The organism is Arthrobacter sp. GAS37, from assembly GCF_044908325.1.
Classification (GTDB): Bacteria; Actinomycetota; Actinomycetes; order Actinomycetales; family Micrococcaceae; genus Arthrobacter; species Arthrobacter ramosus.
Genome location: NZ_JBIYDB010000007.1, coordinates 119,346 through 134,554, shown reverse-complemented (window position 1 = coordinate 134,554; position 15,209 = coordinate 119,346). Strand labels below are relative to the sequence as shown.

Below are 15,209 nucleotides of genomic sequence, written 5' to 3'. Positions count from 1 at the left end.
GGTCACTTCACCATCGCGTTGCTCGGGGCCTCAACGTCCGGATCACCGGGTTCGGCTACCGGTGCATAGCGACCGAACCGATGTGACTTCCCTTCGAGGGTCTTGCCGTCACCCATCAGGAGCATGTTGATCAGCGCGGCAACGATGGTGACCACCCAGAAGATCGTGATCGAGACGGTGTTCCCGGAACTGATGGTCATCAACCACGAGGCAAGGAAGGGGGCAGGTGCTGCGAAGATCAGGTTTGATCCAGTCAAGGCCAGTGCAGATCCTGTGTAGCGCATGTGGGTCGGGAAGGCTTCGGCGAAGAGCGCTCCCTGCCCGGCGTTGCCGAACTGCGCAGAGACCAGGGCAAAGGCCACCACTGCGAGCGCCAGCGGGAAGCTGCGTAGATTCACCACCGGGAAGAAAATGAACGCTGCCAGAAGGGTGCCGGCGGAGCCGATCATGAGGATCTTTCGACGACCGTAGACGTCGGAGAGCCGGCCACCCCACCAGATCGCGATCACCGAGAGGAAATTGGAGATCATGATGATGGTGAACGTCTGGCTTTGGGTGAATCCGTGGCTGGTCAGGTAGCTGATGCCGAAGACCGAAACGATGTAGAACGTGATGACGATCGGGGCGAAAGCGAGGATCAGCCGGAGAATGGTCACGCCCTGGGTCTTCATTACAATCGCGGGGTTGGTCGGTTCTGTCGCAGACTCCTTTGCTCCCTCCTTGAACACCGGAGTCTCTTCAACCTTGAGACGGATATAGATGCCCACAGCGACGAGGAAGATACTGAGCAGGAACGGCACCCGCCAGCCCCACGCGAGGAAGGCCTCTTCACTCAGCACACCGGAGAGCACCGCAAGCAAGAGATTGGCCAGTACCTGGCTGATGGGCGAGCCCATCGCCATGAGTGCTCCATAGAAGGAGCGTCGGTCTGCTGGGGCATGCTCCATCGTCATGAGCTGCGCGCCGGTCGCCTCGCCACCCAATGCGATTCCCTGAATGAAGCGCATGAAAACCAGTGCCAACGGAGCGATGAAGCCGATGGCGGAGTAGGGCGGCAATAAGCCGATGATCATTGACGCCACACCCATCAGGATGAAGGTGGTCAGCAGGATCTTTCGGCGGCCGAACCGGTCCCCCAGATGACCGAAGACGATGCCTCCCAGTGGACGGGCGAAGAAGCCGACGCCGAAGGCGGCGAACGAGGCCAGCAAACCGATGCCAGGGTCCAGCTTGTTGAAGAACACGACGGGAAAAACGGTTGCTGACATCGCCCCGTAGACGGCGAAGTCGAACCATTCGAGGGCTGACCCGAAGGTTCCGCTGACGACCGCCCGCTTGGCCTGGGGCGATGCTGGCATACGGGTCCGCGGTGGACGTTTTACGTAGGGGGTGGTGGGCTGACTCATCAAGACTCCTTTGTCGGGTGAGCGGATTTTTGGAGGTACCAGATGTGACGGCCGGTCCTGGACTCTTGGCCCGGTGCGCCATGCCGTATCTGGAAGTGATGCAACCGTAGCCCCGGGATTGTGTGTGGCGCAATAGCTGCTAGAGTAATTGCGTGATACGCAATGAAGAGTCTTCCCGGGTTGAAGCCGTCCATCGCGCTTTGGTCCTGTTGAAGCTGATGGCCGAAAACGGCTCCCTCAGCGTCACGGAGGCCGCAAAGGAACTTGACGTTAACCCGTCAACTGCGCAACGCCTTCTCGCTACTCTCGTCGGAGACGGCTTCGCGCGGCAGGGAGAACAAAAGCGCTACTCCCCCGGGCCGGAGTTCCTCCGTCCAGGGATGATGCAACCGGTGCCACCGCTTCGTCTCCGCGCCCGGCCTTACCTGGAGCGACTCTCCGAACGCGTTGGTGAGACGGTCCACCTTGCAACGCTCGTCGGCACCGAAATTCACCATCTCGACGGCATTGAAGCAACGACACAAGCATTGCGCTTCGGTCTGAGGACCGGCGTCGTACTCCCGGCCCATGTCACTTCAGCAGGCAAGGCTATGCTCGCTGACCTAACTCCGCAAGAGGTTGATGCCCGGTACAAGATCGCTGCGACGAGCTCAGCGCGACGCGACAGGAAAATCGATCTCGCGCGAATCCACGCGGATTTGGAAAAGACCCGACGGCGAGGCGTGGGGGCGAACTACGAGGAAAGCGAAGACGGGGTTGCAGCCCTCGCCGTCTCCCTGGGGGTGATCGACGGCGAGCACGCCGCCTTCAGCGTCGCTCTGCCAAGTGCCCGGTTCACCCGGGAAGACGCGAAACGCCTTGCCAACTGTCTTGTCCAAACAGCCAAGGAGTTCAAGGAACACGAAATCGCCGCTCAGGTCTCATGACCTGACACTCCACGGAGAGCCCACAAGTGCCGGCGCAAACAGACAGTTGAGGCCCTGGGCGACCTGACGAAAAACCGCAAAGGCACGCCCGCTGGAGCCGGCGTCGGGAGGCCGACCGAATTGGTCTTCATTCAAGTGGAGTCGTTGCCGGTCTCCGGGAAGCCCTAGCAGCGCGGTTGCCTCTCCTCAGCAATCTTCCTCCACGAACGTACCGACCAGCCTTGTTAGATACAGGTCTAAATCTGCTCGGGTCAAGTCCTAACCACAATGAGTACTGCGTCAGCATCGAGGCCAGCTGGGTACATCCAGTAGGGAGACTAATCAAACTCCATTCCTCAGAGCCAAAGGGGTCGGCGTTTTCCCGTTTCCACATGCGGCCATTGTGAGCATCAAGCGGCGAGCGCAGCTTCGATCGGAATCGTCTCATCGGTTCCGCCTTGGTTCTTGAGGAAGCCGACATCATTGCGGAAAATGATGCGCTACGGCCAATACCGTAAGCATCTGCCACAAGAGAGAGCGCTGTCGTCGTCCACGCAGTTGTTCGAGTCACCGTCGGACGCCGGTGCGGCGGGTTGAAGTGGTGTCGACTCAAAGCACTTCTCCATCAAGACAATTCCGTGACCAATTGACCGTTCATCAACGAGGCGCTGCCAAAATAGACTTATGACCCCTCGCATCTTCGACCTCAGTTCCACCTGGCACCTCGCTGCCACGCCAGAAGAAGTGTGGGCGATCATCGCGGACATCGACATGAGTTGGCCCCGGTGGTGGCCGCACTGCAGCTTCGCGGCGCCGCTTGTCCGCACTCAGCCTAGAAGCAACTCGCAGGAGGACGTCCTCAAGGCAACAACCGCCTTCCTTAACTTCAAGGCGTCCCTTGGTTACATCTTGACAGTCAGCATCCACCCAACAACGGTAGTCACGCCGCAAGAAATTGAGTTCGACGCTGGCGGCCATCTGGAGGGCACCGGGCGCGTCACCCTCAGCCCCGAAGCGAAAGACCAAACAACGCGCATAGACATCGAATGGCGCGTCCGTCCCACCCAGCGATGGATGAAGCTCCTCACCCCGATCGCGGCCCCGGCCTTCACAGCCGCCCACACCCTCATGATGCGCCAGGGAGAAAGAGGCTTGGTCAGAGCACTGGCATACGACACCCATTAAAAAGAAGTAGACCCGTCTACATGTTAACTAGCCACACGAAAACAACAGTTCTACCATGGAATAGGTCGGCCAAGCTGGGGAGCTGGAGCCCCAATTTCGACCGCAGATTCAAGGCACGGCGAACGGGGACACCATGAACATCAACACCACCCTCGCCGCGAGCCTCCGACACCAAGAAGCCGCCTCCCCCAATGACTGGGAGGCAACGTTTCGGCAGACGGCTCTCTTCGACCTCGCAGCGGACATGGAACTTGGGTTCTTCCTCTCTTACTACCGCAATTTCGGGATCCCGAGCATCGCCGCGACCCTCCACGTCAACGCCGAAATCCAGCAGCGCCCCATGAAGCGCTCTTATGACACCGCCATCGTCATCTACGAGCTCATCGCCTGCGGCTTGGACAGTGCCCGCGGCCGGGAAATGGTCGCACTCCTCAACCGCGTGCACCGCAACGTCCCCGGCGACAAGGACGACTTCCTTTACGTCCTCCTTACGCTGCTCGTCGTACCGATCCGCTGGATCCAGAAACAGGCCTGGCGCCAACCCACAACAGCCGAGCTCGCGGCTGCTTCACGCTTCTTCATGGAACTGGGCACCCGAATGAAGATGACCGGCATGCCGGCCACCTACGCGGAAGCCGAGGATTTCTTCGACCATTACGAGGCCACCCACGTCGCTCCGTCGGCCGAAGGCCAGCTCCTCATGGATAACACGGTCCAAGTTTTCCAGGCCCGACTACCAGCGCCCCTGCGCCCCCTGGCGAAACAGCTCATCAGCACAATGCTCGACGATGACCGCCTCACCGACGCGCTGGGCCTCCCTCGAGCGGGACGGATCTCCCGGACCGCCCTCAAAACCGGACTCGCCGCACGCAACGCGATCCACCGCCGTCGTCCGCTGAAAACCAAACCACATTTCACCCCCGGTCACGCTGGCTCGATCCTGTACCCCGGCGGGTATTCCCTGGACCAGATCGGTCCTGTCAACGTTCCGTCCTCCCCTGTCCCGTCCGGCAATGAACTATCGTGAAGCCCGCAGAATAGCGCGGAAAGCAGAGCACGCGTTCAGCTTGCCCAACGACGCCACGCTTCAGCTCATCCACGAGAAACTGGAGCGAAAACGCGGCAGAACCATCACGGTGGCAGAGCTTCCCGAATTAGCTGGTGAAGAGCTCTGCGGGATCTGGCTTGTCTGCGCGGACCGAGACATCGTCCTCCACGCACCGACCAAATCAGACTGGCACCGGCAACAGATCATCCTCCACGAATTCAGCCACATGATCCTCGACCACGATCTTGATGGCCAAAGCAGCGAAATGGGCAAAAGCCTCCTCCCCGACCTCGACGGCGAACAGGTGCTCCGCGCCCTCGCCCGCAGCAGCTACACCGACGAGGCGGAGCTCGCCGCAGAAGCCCTCGCCGATCAGCTCGCGACACGCATCATCAACAGCGACGCCGGTACACCACCAGAGCCGTTGGCGTTCCGCAAAGTGTTCGGCTGATGGAGTACGTGCCGGCAGCCACTCTCTGGGTATTGACCATCCTTCGGCTGCCCGCAGCGCTCGATCCACACCGCGGAAGCGTCTTCCGCGCGACCATTCTCGCTGCAATCGCCTGCACCCTGTACATCCCGGCGGTGTACTACGGCGTCGATCCATTGCTCGGCGGCCGGAACCACGTCGGTCTGGCCACTCTTTTGTCTCTGCTCCTGGGATTTTGGCAATTCCGCACGGCCATCCTGCTGGCGGCAGTTGAAGACATTGAAGTACGACGTCGGCAACTCGCCTTCGGCCGGTGGGCTGCGGTAATCGCATGCTCGGCTGTGACGACAGGATTCCTCACCAGCCACACCCCCGTTACGGATCCCAACCTACCCTTGAGCTACGGCGACCAACCGGGGATGGCAGTGTTCCTGTGGAGCGGGTCCGCGTTCATCATGTGGATCTGCCTCGATATCGCACAGGTGTGCCATGACAATGTGCCAAGCATGCGGGCGCGCACATTCCGGTCTGCCTTCGTCCTCATCGCCATCGGATGCATCCTCTTTGCTCTGGTCCTCATCGACCGCCTGGTCTACGGAGTCGTGACAAAAATCGACGGCGCTGCCAGCCTATCTGCGGCCGTCCTGACATTCCTCTATTGGGTGGGCGAAACGTTCGCGGTTCTGCTTGTGAGCCTGGGGCTGCTTCTCCCCCGGCTCGCAGGCCACCTCAAACACGGCAACTTCCTACTCCATGTCCGGCTCCTGCTCCTGGAAATCAGGCCGATCTGGAACCGCGTGGCTTTCACCCACCACGACCTGATCCTGGAGAAGCGACGGGCCAGCGCGCTCATTGCCCTCAGCCGGCACGCCGAAACACAGCTCCATCGCCGCCTGGTCGAAATCCGCGACTGTGAAATGGCCGGCAGCGCGACCGACGTGCGCCTCGACCCGCACGACCGCTCCGTCGTTGAACGCGCCGAACTCGCCCTTGAGAGACGCTCCGGCGCACGGCTCACACGATAGGTCCCTTCGTGTGTCACGAGGCTGGAGCGTCATGCTGCGCTGCCCCGACCCAGCCATGAAGAGGCAGAAGAACCTTCGCTGTTTGTCATTCTGATGCTCGATCATCGCTGGGCGGGTCCTCCGCGCAACCAGGGCGCTTTGCGCCGGACTCAATCCAAAACTTCGCTCGGCGCTCCGCTTATTTCCTCGCGAACTTTTGGATCGTTCCCGGTTCCCCAAGTTGCACTCCGGTCCGTCATGCCCAGCAGAAAATCCTCTATCAGAACGACGCCGAAACCTAACGCCCACTGCCGACGCCACCCCTGAGGGAGAAAGACCATGGAAACGCTCACCATCAAAACGCCTGCCGATGTCCTCAGTTTCATCGGCCACACCCTGGGCTTCTGGCCGCAGGAAAGCCTCGTGTGCATTAGTCTGGACACCAACAACATCGGCGTGACCCTCCGAGTGGACCTCCCCAAGCACGACGGCGGCGAGCTCGCCTACGCGCAAACGGTCGCCGGCTACCTGGCGAACGACACGAATGCCACCAGCGCCCTGTTTGCCGTCTACACCTCGACCGCTCCGAGAGCCGGCCAGGACAAACCGTATGCTTCAGTCATCGCCGCCCTCACGGGAGCACTAGCCGAGCGACACATCACCATCCGGGACGGTCTCCTTGTCGGCGATGAGACCGTCTCACCCTACGACGACGATCCCAACCTCAACTGCGCGCTGCCCCTGTCGATGGTCGACTCCAGCGAAATCAACGCCGAACTCGTCTACCGCGGAAGCTCGGTCGCACGAACCGGCCGGATCACTTTGCCGCCGTCAAAGAAGGAGGCGACGTTTGATGCCGTCGAGGATCGCGTCAAATCAATCGGGCAGTGTCATGACCACAGTGCGATCGAAAAGGCGCGAACGCTCTGGGCTGGGATCCTCGAGGCCAAAACGTACCCGACGGACGATCAGACCATCGCTTTGATCGCGAACTTCCAGTTCGCAGCCATCCGCGACCAGCTCATGGCGGACATCCCCGGCGTCGACGGCCCGATGGAACAAATCCTTCTGGCCCAAACTCCCGGCAAGCCGCAATGGACCCGCGTCGAATGGGCCCAGCAAATACTGCTCCACGCCTACACCCACAGCACCACCAAACACGCAGCGCCTCTCCTCACCGCTATCGGCTACATCAACTGGTGGGAAGGCCGCGGCAGCAAAGCCCACCAGTTCCTGCAGCTCGCCCTGGAAGCAGACCCCGCCTACCGTCTGGCCAAACTCAGCGACCAACTCATCGGCTACGGGGTGCTAGCCGGATGGAACATGGACAAAGGCACGGCGTACCGGACGCGCGGGCTCGGAACGTCGGATTGACGAAACACCTGCGAGAACTTCCGCCTGTGCTAAATTGACCGGTTGCGACACCAACCAGTCTCGCTGAGTTGTCACAACGACGGCGACGTTCCGGGTCGGACGCCCACGGCCGCAATTTGGCAATTTGCCCTATTGCCGGTCTCGAGTTCCTGGATTCGACGGCACAGCGTGGCCCGAGATACTCCCATCCTTGCCCAGTTGTTTGGCTCGTGTCGCGGTCCTCGCATTAACTGAATTCGTTCGCATAGTGGAGTCCAAGCCAAGGAGCTGCCTGCAGCTCGTCCTTTTGGGGGTAGTCTTCAGCGGTCGACCAAGCGGCCGCGGGCATAGTGTCTCGCCCCGGCATTCCGGGAGTCCCTATGTGGCTGTCGACATTTGGGAGCAAGGGACTTACAGGCACTGGTATCTCCTACCGGCTCAAATGAGTAGTCATAGTCTTGAGGCCCTGGCTAGCATTCAGCGAGTCTTCAGCCTCAGCGCTCTGAGTGGGGGCCTTGATCGGTCTGCGCTTTCTCGTTGCGTGCAGAGCAGACCCGTCGGCATGTGCGGTGTTGGGTCAGGCGACCCGTGCACCAGAGGCGAGTTGCACGGCGACGTCGACGATCATGTCTTCCTGTCCCCCGACGTAACCGGCTTTGCCGATTTCTTCGAGGATCTGCCAGGCTGGCACACCGTAGCGCTCAGCGGCACGTTCGGCGTGGATCAGGAATGAGGAGTAAACGCCGGCGTAGCCCTGCATGATTGACGCACGGTCCATGATGGGCATGCGCCTAATGATTGGCTTGACGATGTCCTCTGCGGCCGCCATGACGCCGTGGACGTCGACACCCGTCTTAATGCCAAGTCGTTCAAATGCGGCAGCTAGCACTTCGGTTGGGGAGTTTCCCGCTCCCGCTCCGAGGGCGAGGAGGGTGCCGTCGATTTGCTTGGCTCCGGCGCGTGCTGCGTAGACCGAGTTGGCGACGCCGAAGCTGAGGTTCTGATGACCGTGGAAGCCAACCTGCGCCTCGCCGCCGAGTTCAGTGACGAGGGCCGAAACGCGGTCGGAGACGTCGTCCAGAATCAGGGCCCCGGCGGAGTCCACGACGTAGACGCACTGGCACCCGGCATCGGCCATGATCCGCGCCTGCTCTGCGAGCTTTTCCGGGGTGGCCCGGTGGGAAAGCATCAGGAATCCCACGGTTTCCATGCCGAGCTTGCGGGCGTGCTGGAAGTGCTGGATGGAGACGTCGGCCTCTGTGCAGTGCGTGGCGATGCGGGCCACAGACGCCCCGGCGTCGTGGGCTTGGTTCAGGTCGTGAATGGTTCCCAGACCGGGCAGCATTAGTACGGCAATCTTGGCGTTCTTTGCCTCGTCTACGGCGGCCCGGACGAGGTCCAGCTCCGGAGTCAGGGAGAAGCCGTAGTTGAAGCTGGAGCCGCCTAGTCCGTCGCCGTGCGTGACTTCGATGACTTCCACTTTGGCATCGTCGAGGGCGCGGACCACAGAGCGCACGTGTTCTTCGGTGAACTTGTGGCTCATGGCGTGTGAGCCGTCGCGCAGGGTGGTGTCGGTCAGGCGCACGCTGAGGTCGTGAGACGAGGTCATGATCATGCTCCTACGGGTGTTGAAGAAATGGCGGCATCCATGCGTTCGGACAGCAGGTCCGCTGTCCGGGTCGCTGCGGCGGTGATGATATCTAAGTTTCCCGCGTATTCGGGTAGGTAGTCCGCGGCCCCCTTGACCTGGACCCAGACGCCAACTCGGCCGTTTCCGTTCCAGTCCTCGCGAGCGGAATCGAACTGCGGCTCCACCCGCAGCGCGTACCCGGGAACGTAGTCCTGGATCTTGGCGACGGCAGCATCGATCGCGGCCACGATGCTGTTCTGCAGTTCCCCGGGTTCAGCTGCTGCGGCGGGGATCGCGGCGTAGATCGTGTTGCGCATAATCATGGGCGGTTCGACCGGGTTGATAATAATGATCGCCTTGCCGCGTTTGGCTCCTCCAACCTCCTCCAGCGCCTTCGCCGTGGTCTCGGTGAACTCGTCCACATTGGCGCGTGTTCCCGGGCCAGCGGATTTGGAGGCGATGGACGCGACGATCTCTGCGTAATCCACAGGGACCACGGAAGAGATGGCGGCGACGATCGGGGTGGTCGCCTGGCCAGCGCAGGTGATCATGTTGAGGTTCAGGACGTCCTGCAGCGAATCAAGGTTCACCACCGGGCAAAGATAGGGCCCGACGGCGGCAGGCGTCAGGTCGATCGCATGGATCCCGGCGGCCTTGTACTTGGGGGAGTTCGCTTCGTGAGCTTTGGCGGACGTGCATTCGAAAACGAAGTCAGGGAGTTCCTCCTGGGCAAGGAGCCAGTCGACCCCTTCGGCGGAGGTGGTGACGCCGAGCCTTGCGGCCCGGGCAAGTCCGTCGGAGGCCGGATCGACACCGATCATGTACTTGACTTCAACGCTCTTGCTGCGTCGCATGATTTTGAACATCAGGTCGGTGCCGATGTTGCCCGAACCGACGATCGCGGCTGTTTTCTTCGCCATGGTGTTTCCTTAGTCTGTGAAGTGAATAGTGAGCAGGCCCACCGGACCGAAGTCTGCCGTGGCTGTTGTTCCTGCTGCGACCGGCTCAGCTTTGGTGAAGGAACCGGGGAGAATCAGCTGTCCGGCTTCCAGCGCCACACCCTGTTCCCCGAGAACGTTCGCTAACCATGCAAGCGGGGCGATCGGATGTCCCATGACGTCAGCGCCGGTTCCTCTTCCAAGAATCTGGCCGTCAATCACCAGCGAACATTCGATGTCCAGCAGGGACACCGGGTCAGCATGATTCAGGGCAAGAGGAAGGGTCCCGACGGCGACTGCGCCGCATGATGCGTTGTCCGCCACCGTGTCCACGAGTTTGATGTCCCAGTCCGAGATGCGGGAGTCAATGATTTCGATGGCCGGGTAAATGGCGCCAATGGCCGCAGCTGCCTGCTCCAACGTGACCCCGGGGCCCTGGAGCGTTTCCTTTAGGACGAAACCGAACTCGGGTTCCACTTTGGGCTGAATGAACTGGGACACCGGGATCCGGGCGCCGTCATGGTGGACCATGTCCTCGAAGAAGTAGCCGAAGTCCGGTGAGTCCACGCCCAGCTGCTGCTGCATGGCCAGCGACGTCAGTCCGACCTTCCGGCCGGCCAGTACCCGTCCCGCTGCGACGTGATGCTCAAGCTGGGCCGTCTGGACGTAGTAAGAATCAGCCAGGGTCATGCCTTCGAACCGGTGCCGCAACGGAGCTACGGGGATCAAGGAAGTGGCAGCTTCCAACAGCTCGGCGGCAAACTGGTCCATGGCGTCGGTGCGGGAGGGCTGTGTCTGCGCGGTCATTATTTCGCCACCGCAGTCGTTACGCCGAAGCCTGCGATGAACTGGGGGATCGGGCGGTAGTATTTTGAGGTGACCGCGTACTCTCCGGCGGCGCGCAGCGCGTTGTAGGCTGCTACCCAGTTTCGGACCTCATGGGCGGAGTTGCCGGCCGTTGCCGCCATCTCCGCTGCGGTCCAGGTGTCCAGTTTTTCCAGGTCGCCGGAGACGATGATGGACAGGAACTCTCGGTCCCATTCGGGGTTGAGGTCCATGATGTTGGCCTCTCCCTTGGCGAAGGCTGCGGCCGTGTCGATTACGCGCTGTTGCCGGGCATTGCGGGCTGCGGCCGTGGGGTGACGGCCGTTGAGCAGCATGGCCCTTTGTTCCGGGGTCGCGGTGGCGATCTGGGGTACAGGCGGGTCGTGGGAGAGCCCGCCGGAGCCGATCAGGAGAACCTTCTTGTCCAGGGTCTTCAAGTAATTGCCGACGGCGGTACCGAGCTGGCGCACGCGACGCATGGATGCGAAAGGCGGTGCGACGGAGTTGACGAAGATCGGGATCACCGGTTTCGCGGCGATGGAGCCGAACAGCACCTCCAGCGGCTGCACCGCGCCGTGGTCAATCTCCATTTTGAGCGAGATCGCGGCGTCAAGGTCGGCGTCGATGACGGCTTGTGCCAGGTCCTTGGCAATGTCGGTGGGGACGTTCAGCGGGCCTTCCTCGCTGCCGTAATCACCGACACCCACGGCCTCGTAGCCGATGCAGAACGGAGGCATGAGCTCGTAGAAGAAGCCGTTGTAGTGGTCCGGTGCAAAAGAGACCACGAGGTCGGGGTTGAAGTCCTCCACAAACTCGCGGGCGACGGCGAAGGCGGCATCCACGTCCTTCTGAATTTCCTCCGGTGGGTCGGTAACCTCCAGCAGGGGGCTATGCGACATGCAGACGAGTGCGAGCGTCATTGCTTACTCCTTCCTTGAACGACATGGCCGCCAGGATGGCGGCGAGGGTTTTCGGGGCGTCTTGGGCCAGGCAGGCTCCTGCGACGAAGCGGTCCGGACGGACAAACACCACCGGTGTGGGGCGCTCGTCGAACCATTTCTTCAGCCGGCCAGTTGTGTCACCGGCAATGATGACCTCTGCCGGGTAGCGATCCTCACACCAGAGCCGCTGGGTTTCGGGAACCAGGCAGACCAGCTGGGCGCCGAGTTCGTCGAGCTTGAGGAGATCGGTGTCGGAGAACACGTCCCTGGGGTTGTTCCCCCAGACCAGGACGGTCCACCATTTCCCGGTGATGTTGTCCAGCAAGACGTTGGCCTGCGTCTTGGTGGTGACTCGCGGTTGCGGGAATTGGACGCCGACCGGTGAGACCTGGGTGTTCGCGGTGAGCGTCGGAATCAGTTTGCCAGTGAGCTTGGCGAGGGCCGAGCCCGGCTTGTGGCTGGTGGGATCGACCACGACGCCGCGAGTGTAGCGCGGCATGGGCTTGAACTTCATGTCGGCGAAGTAGGACTTCACCTGAGGGAACAGGTTCAGGCCGGCCGCGATGGCGTCCCTAGATGCCACGATCGCGGGGTTAGTCACTTTGATGACGTTGCCCAGGGTGAGGGATAGGTCGACCATCGCCTTCGCGTGGTCCCGGCGTTCGACGTCGTAGGTGTCCAGTAAGTCATCGGCGGCCTGGCCGCGGAGGATAGTGGCGAGCTTCCAGGCCAGATTGGTGGCGTCCCGGACTCCGGAGTTCCAACCCTGGCCCATCCAGACGGGCATGAGGTGGGCCGCGTCGCCGGCGATCAGGACCTTGCCCCGGCGGAAGGAGCTGGCGATGCGGGCGTGGTGTGTGTAGACGCGGCGGCGGATGAAGTCCAAGCTGGCCGGATCGGGTACGTGGGTGGCTAGGAGGTTGTTCACGAACTCGGGATCGGTCACCATGTCGTCCGTCTCGCCGTCAAACAGCATGAATTCCCAGCGGCGGATGGCGTGCGGCAGTCCGATGGAGACGTAGGGGCGTTTCGGGTCCGCGCCAAGGAAGACATTGGGAGTGCCGAGCGGATCGTTGTTAACGTCTACTACAAGCCAGCGGGTTGAGGGGGACTTGCCGTCGAACAGCACGCCCATCCAGAGCCGGGTGGCGGAGCGTCCGCCTTCGCAGCCGACCACGTACTTGGCGTGGATCTGCTTCAGCCCTGTCTTGCCGTCGGCGTCTTTGACGTTAATCGTAGCCAGGACGCCGTTGTCCGTTTCCCGCAGCGAGAGAACTTCGTGGTTGAACCTCACGTTCACCGTAGCGTGCCGGGACAGACCCTCCAACATCGCCTGATCTACCAGGGGCTGGATAAAGGCGTTCTTGCGAGGCCAGCCAAATTCATCGGTGGTCGGTGCGTTGTGGGTGAGGACTCTGCCCTTGCCGTTGACCAGCCGCATGATGTGCTGAGGCGTGGTGTGCGGCAGAACGGTGTCTGTGAGCCCGGCGGTCTGGATCGAACGCAGGGACTCGTCGTCAATTCCGACACCGCGAGGGTAGTCGATGAGCTCGGGCAGCGCCTCAACCAGGGTCACATTCTGACCGTAGGTGCCCAAAAGGTTGGTCAGCATCAGGCCGACTGGGCCCGCGCCGATCACCAGTACGTCGGTGTCAAACTCCATCGTGGTTCTCTGTTCTGTGTAAGTCTGAAATTTGCAAGGGACGCGGCCGTGCCTAGCGGGCGAGCATGAAGTCGAGGAAGATGCGGTTGAAAGTTTCCGGGTCCTCGTACTGGGGCCAGTGACCGCAGTTCTCCATCACCGCGAGTTCACCGTGGGGAATGAGCCCGGCGATGCGGCGGCCCTCGTCCACGGGACCGGAAGGATCCTTGGTAGTCCAGAGCACCAGTGCCGGTGCCTTGATCTGGGCCAGCGCCTGATCCGTCAGCATGTTCCGCTTCCGCGTTTCCGGGTCCTGCAGAGCCATGTTGTCCTCACAGGCCTGGAGCCAGCCCGGCTGCTGGAAGATTGCTTGGCGGGTACGGATGAGGTCGTCCGTGACCATCGAAGGATCGGCCATGAGCCACTCGAGCCGTGTCCTGACCCGCTCCCAGGACGGATCCTTGGCAGCTTCCATGGACAACGTGAACAGACGCGCCATCACCACCGGGTTGGCCATCGTTCCGCCCATAGTGTTCAACAGGATCCGCTCCACCTTCTCCGGGTAGTCAATGGCAAACTGGGCGGTGACCCAGCCGCCCAAGGACTCCCCAGTCAGGTAAGTTTTCTCAACTCCGATGGCGTCCATGAACCCCAGCAGTTGCTCGATGTAGTGCCTTATCTCCAACGGGTGCTCCGGCTTGGAACTGTAGCCATGGCCGATGAAGTCGATCGCCCAGACGTCGAAGTGCTCCGAGAGAGCCTTAAGGTTCCGGACATAAGCCTCGGCGTGCCCGGTTATGCCGTGCATCGCGATCAGCGTCGGCTTGGAGGAGTCGCCGGCGTGAAGGTAGCGGGTGCGGTACGAACCCGCCTGGATGAAGCCCTGACTGAACTCAACCTGAGCAAGATCGGACCAGACGCTGGTGTAAGGGCGATCTTTCATTAGTTAGAAACTCCTTCTTATGTGCATTTATCGCACTCATTTTATCGTTATTTGCACGAGTGATGGCACAAATCACAACACGCCAGAGCGAGAAGTGTCAAGGGTGCGCGATGTTGGGTCATCCAATACCGCGCTGCAGCGCTAAACAGTTAGGCGGAAAGCAGGCCGGAGATACGCTCTGCCGCTGCGATGATGGCGTTGACGGCACCCTCCGCGACTTCCTTGCGGGTAGTGATGAGGTTTATGCAAGCGGCGACGTCCGACTCAGGGCCCTTGATCGGCGCGGCGAGGCCGTACATGTTCGGTTCGACTTCGCCGAAAGTAATGGCAAAGCCGTTGATCCTGGCAGACCGAACATCTTCGGGCTCCATCGGGGACGGCGGCCGGCTTGCCCGAATCGCAAGTCCGGCGGCGCCGCGGTTGAGGGGATGCCGGCTTCCCTGGGCGAACGAGACATGGTAAGAAGGCCCTCGCGGCTCCACCACCGCCAGAGCCACCGCGTCCGCACCCTCCCTGACAAGGAGGGACATGGTGGATCTCAGCTCATTGGCGACATCGTGCAGTACCGGAAGGGCCGCGGCCCGAAGGGCTTCGTGTGCAGCCGAGGTGAGCTGAAGTAGCCCGGCCGCGCCTCGGTAACGGTTATCGTCGCTGCGGTGAATAAGTTTGGCGTCGCTGAGGGTGTTGAGGATGCGGTAGGCAATAGTGCGGTGTACACCTAAAACTTCGGCTACGTCATTGACCGACAACCCGTCGCGCGCGGTCACAACCGCCTTCAGAGCCGCCAACCCGCGAGCAAGAGTCTGCGATCCGGCAGTCCGAGATGCCGTCGCCTGATCTGTAGCCACAACACCATCCTAGTGATCTGACTGGGCAAAATTGACCATTTCCCATGACACCAGTCACGTATTAATCTTATAGTACTCACGTGTGTGCGATAAACGCACAACGGTCCGGCC

Annotated in this window: 14 protein-coding genes; 6 read left to right on the top strand and 8 right to left on the bottom strand. The window is 61.4% G+C overall.

The genetic code is table 11. The features are described from left to right. Positions 1-2: 2 nt before the first annotated feature. Positions 3-1,406 (bottom strand): MFS transporter, encoded by a 1,404-nt coding sequence (locus ABH924_RS08740; protein WP_404498080.1) that lies wholly within the window; start codon positions 1,404-1,406, stop codon positions 3-5. Positions 1,407-1,558: 152 nt separating this feature from the next. Here ABH924_RS08740 and ABH924_RS08735 point away from each other — a divergent pair, with 152 nt between their 5' ends. The 6 genes from ABH924_RS08735 (at position 1,559) to ABH924_RS08710 (ending at position 7,352) form a co-directional block, all read left to right on the top strand. Next, positions 1,559-2,332 (top strand): IclR family transcriptional regulator, encoded by a 774-nt coding sequence (locus ABH924_RS08735; protein ID WP_404498079.1) that lies wholly within the window; start codon positions 1,559-1,561, stop codon positions 2,330-2,332. 663 nt (positions 2,333-2,995) lie between these two features. Then, the gene (locus tag ABH924_RS08730; protein WP_404498078.1) at positions 2,996-3,496 is read left to right on the top strand and encodes an SRPBCC family protein; all 501 of its coding nucleotides are present in this window, start codon (positions 2,996-2,998) and stop codon (positions 3,494-3,496) included. Positions 3,497-3,629: 133 nt separating this feature from the next. Beyond that, positions 3,630-4,523 (top strand): oxygenase MpaB family protein, encoded by an 894-nt coding sequence (locus ABH924_RS08725; protein ID WP_404498077.1) that lies wholly within the window; start codon positions 3,630-3,632, stop codon positions 4,521-4,523. Continuing rightward, a complete protein-coding gene (locus tag ABH924_RS08720) occupies positions 4,510-4,995 on the top strand; it encodes a hypothetical protein (protein ID WP_404498076.1) in 486 nt (161 codons plus the stop codon). Before ABH924_RS08725 ends, ABH924_RS08720 begins: the two co-directional genes overlap by 14 nt. Then, on the top strand, positions 4,995-5,999 hold the full coding sequence (locus tag ABH924_RS08715) for a hypothetical protein (protein ID WP_404498075.1): 1,005 nt from the start codon (positions 4,995-4,997) through the stop codon (positions 5,997-5,999). Before ABH924_RS08720 ends, ABH924_RS08715 begins: the two co-directional genes overlap by 1 nt. 318 nt (positions 6,000-6,317) lie before the next feature. After that, entirely contained in the window at positions 6,318-7,352 is a 1,035-nt protein-coding gene (locus ABH924_RS08710; protein WP_404498074.1) for a DUF4192 family protein, read from the top strand. A 556-nt stretch (positions 7,353-7,908) separates the two neighbouring features. Here ABH924_RS08710 and dmpG read toward each other — a convergent pair. From dmpG to ABH924_RS08675, 7 genes are all read right to left on the bottom strand, one after another. Further along, positions 7,909-8,940 carry a 4-hydroxy-2-oxovalerate aldolase gene (gene dmpG / locus ABH924_RS08705; RefSeq protein WP_404498073.1) on the bottom strand — a complete coding sequence of 344 codons (1,032 nt, stop codon included), beginning with the start codon at positions 8,938-8,940 and terminating at the stop codon, positions 7,909-7,911. Between the two features lie 2 nt (positions 8,941-8,942). Then, the gene (locus tag ABH924_RS08700; protein ID WP_404498072.1) at positions 8,943-9,881 is read right to left on the bottom strand and encodes an acetaldehyde dehydrogenase (acetylating); all 939 of its coding nucleotides are present in this window, start codon (positions 9,879-9,881) and stop codon (positions 8,943-8,945) included. 9 nt (positions 9,882-9,890) lie between these two features. Further along, entirely contained in the window at positions 9,891-10,706 is an 816-nt protein-coding gene (locus ABH924_RS08695) for a 2-keto-4-pentenoate hydratase (RefSeq protein WP_404498071.1), read from the bottom strand. Next, a complete protein-coding gene (locus ABH924_RS08690) occupies positions 10,706-11,644 on the bottom strand; it encodes a 3-carboxyethylcatechol 2,3-dioxygenase (RefSeq protein ID WP_404498070.1) in 939 nt (312 codons plus the stop codon). The genes ABH924_RS08695 and ABH924_RS08690 overlap by 1 nt, the downstream gene beginning before the upstream one ends. Next, on the bottom strand, positions 11,613-13,328 hold the full coding sequence (locus tag ABH924_RS08685) for a bifunctional 3-(3-hydroxy-phenyl)propionate/3-hydroxycinnamic acid hydroxylase (RefSeq protein WP_404498069.1): 1,716 nt from the start codon (positions 13,326-13,328) through the stop codon (positions 11,613-11,615). The genes ABH924_RS08690 and ABH924_RS08685 overlap by 32 nt, the downstream gene beginning before the upstream one ends. 52 nt (positions 13,329-13,380) lie before the next feature. Continuing rightward, positions 13,381-14,250, bottom strand: a complete 870-nt coding sequence (locus tag ABH924_RS08680; RefSeq protein ID WP_404498068.1) for an alpha/beta fold hydrolase — start codon at positions 14,248-14,250, stop codon at positions 13,381-13,383. Positions 14,251-14,399: 149 nt separating this feature from the next. Beyond that, entirely contained in the window at positions 14,400-15,098 is a 699-nt protein-coding gene (locus ABH924_RS08675) for an IclR family transcriptional regulator (protein WP_404498067.1), read from the bottom strand. Between the last annotated feature and the right edge of the window lie 111 nt (positions 15,099-15,209).

Coding starts and splice junctions, on each gene's coding strand:
- ABH924_RS08740 (WP_404498080.1), bottom strand. CDS start 1,406: ATGAGTCAGCCCACCACCCCCTACGTAAAACGTCCACCGCGGACCCGT.
- ABH924_RS08730 (WP_404498078.1), top strand. CDS start 2,996: ATGACCCCTCGCATCTTCGACCTCAGTTCCACCTGGCACCTCGCTGCC.
- ABH924_RS08725 (WP_404498077.1), top strand. CDS start 3,630: ATGAACATCAACACCACCCTCGCCGCGAGCCTCCGACACCAAGAAGCC.
- ABH924_RS08720 (WP_404498076.1), top strand. CDS start 4,510: ATGAACTATCGTGAAGCCCGCAGAATAGCGCGGAAAGCAGAGCACGCG.
- ABH924_RS08715 (WP_404498075.1), top strand. CDS start 4,995: ATGGAGTACGTGCCGGCAGCCACTCTCTGGGTATTGACCATCCTTCGG.
- ABH924_RS08710 (WP_404498074.1), top strand. CDS start 6,318: ATGGAAACGCTCACCATCAAAACGCCTGCCGATGTCCTCAGTTTCATC.
- dmpG (WP_404498073.1), bottom strand. CDS start 8,940: ATGACCTCGTCTCACGACCTCAGCGTGCGCCTGACCGACACCACCCTG.
- ABH924_RS08700 (WP_404498072.1), bottom strand. CDS start 9,881: ATGGCGAAGAAAACAGCCGCGATCGTCGGTTCGGGCAACATCGGCACC.
- ABH924_RS08695 (WP_404498071.1), bottom strand. CDS start 10,706: ATGACCGCGCAGACACAGCCCTCCCGCACCGACGCCATGGACCAGTTT.
- ABH924_RS08690 (WP_404498070.1), bottom strand. CDS start 11,644: ATGACGCTCGCACTCGTCTGCATGTCGCATAGCCCCCTGCTGGAGGTT.
- ABH924_RS08685 (WP_404498069.1), bottom strand. CDS start 13,328: ATGGAGTTTGACACCGACGTACTGGTGATCGGCGCGGGCCCAGTCGGC.
- ABH924_RS08680 (WP_404498068.1), bottom strand. CDS start 14,250: ATGAAAGATCGCCCTTACACCAGCGTCTGGTCCGATCTTGCTCAGGTT.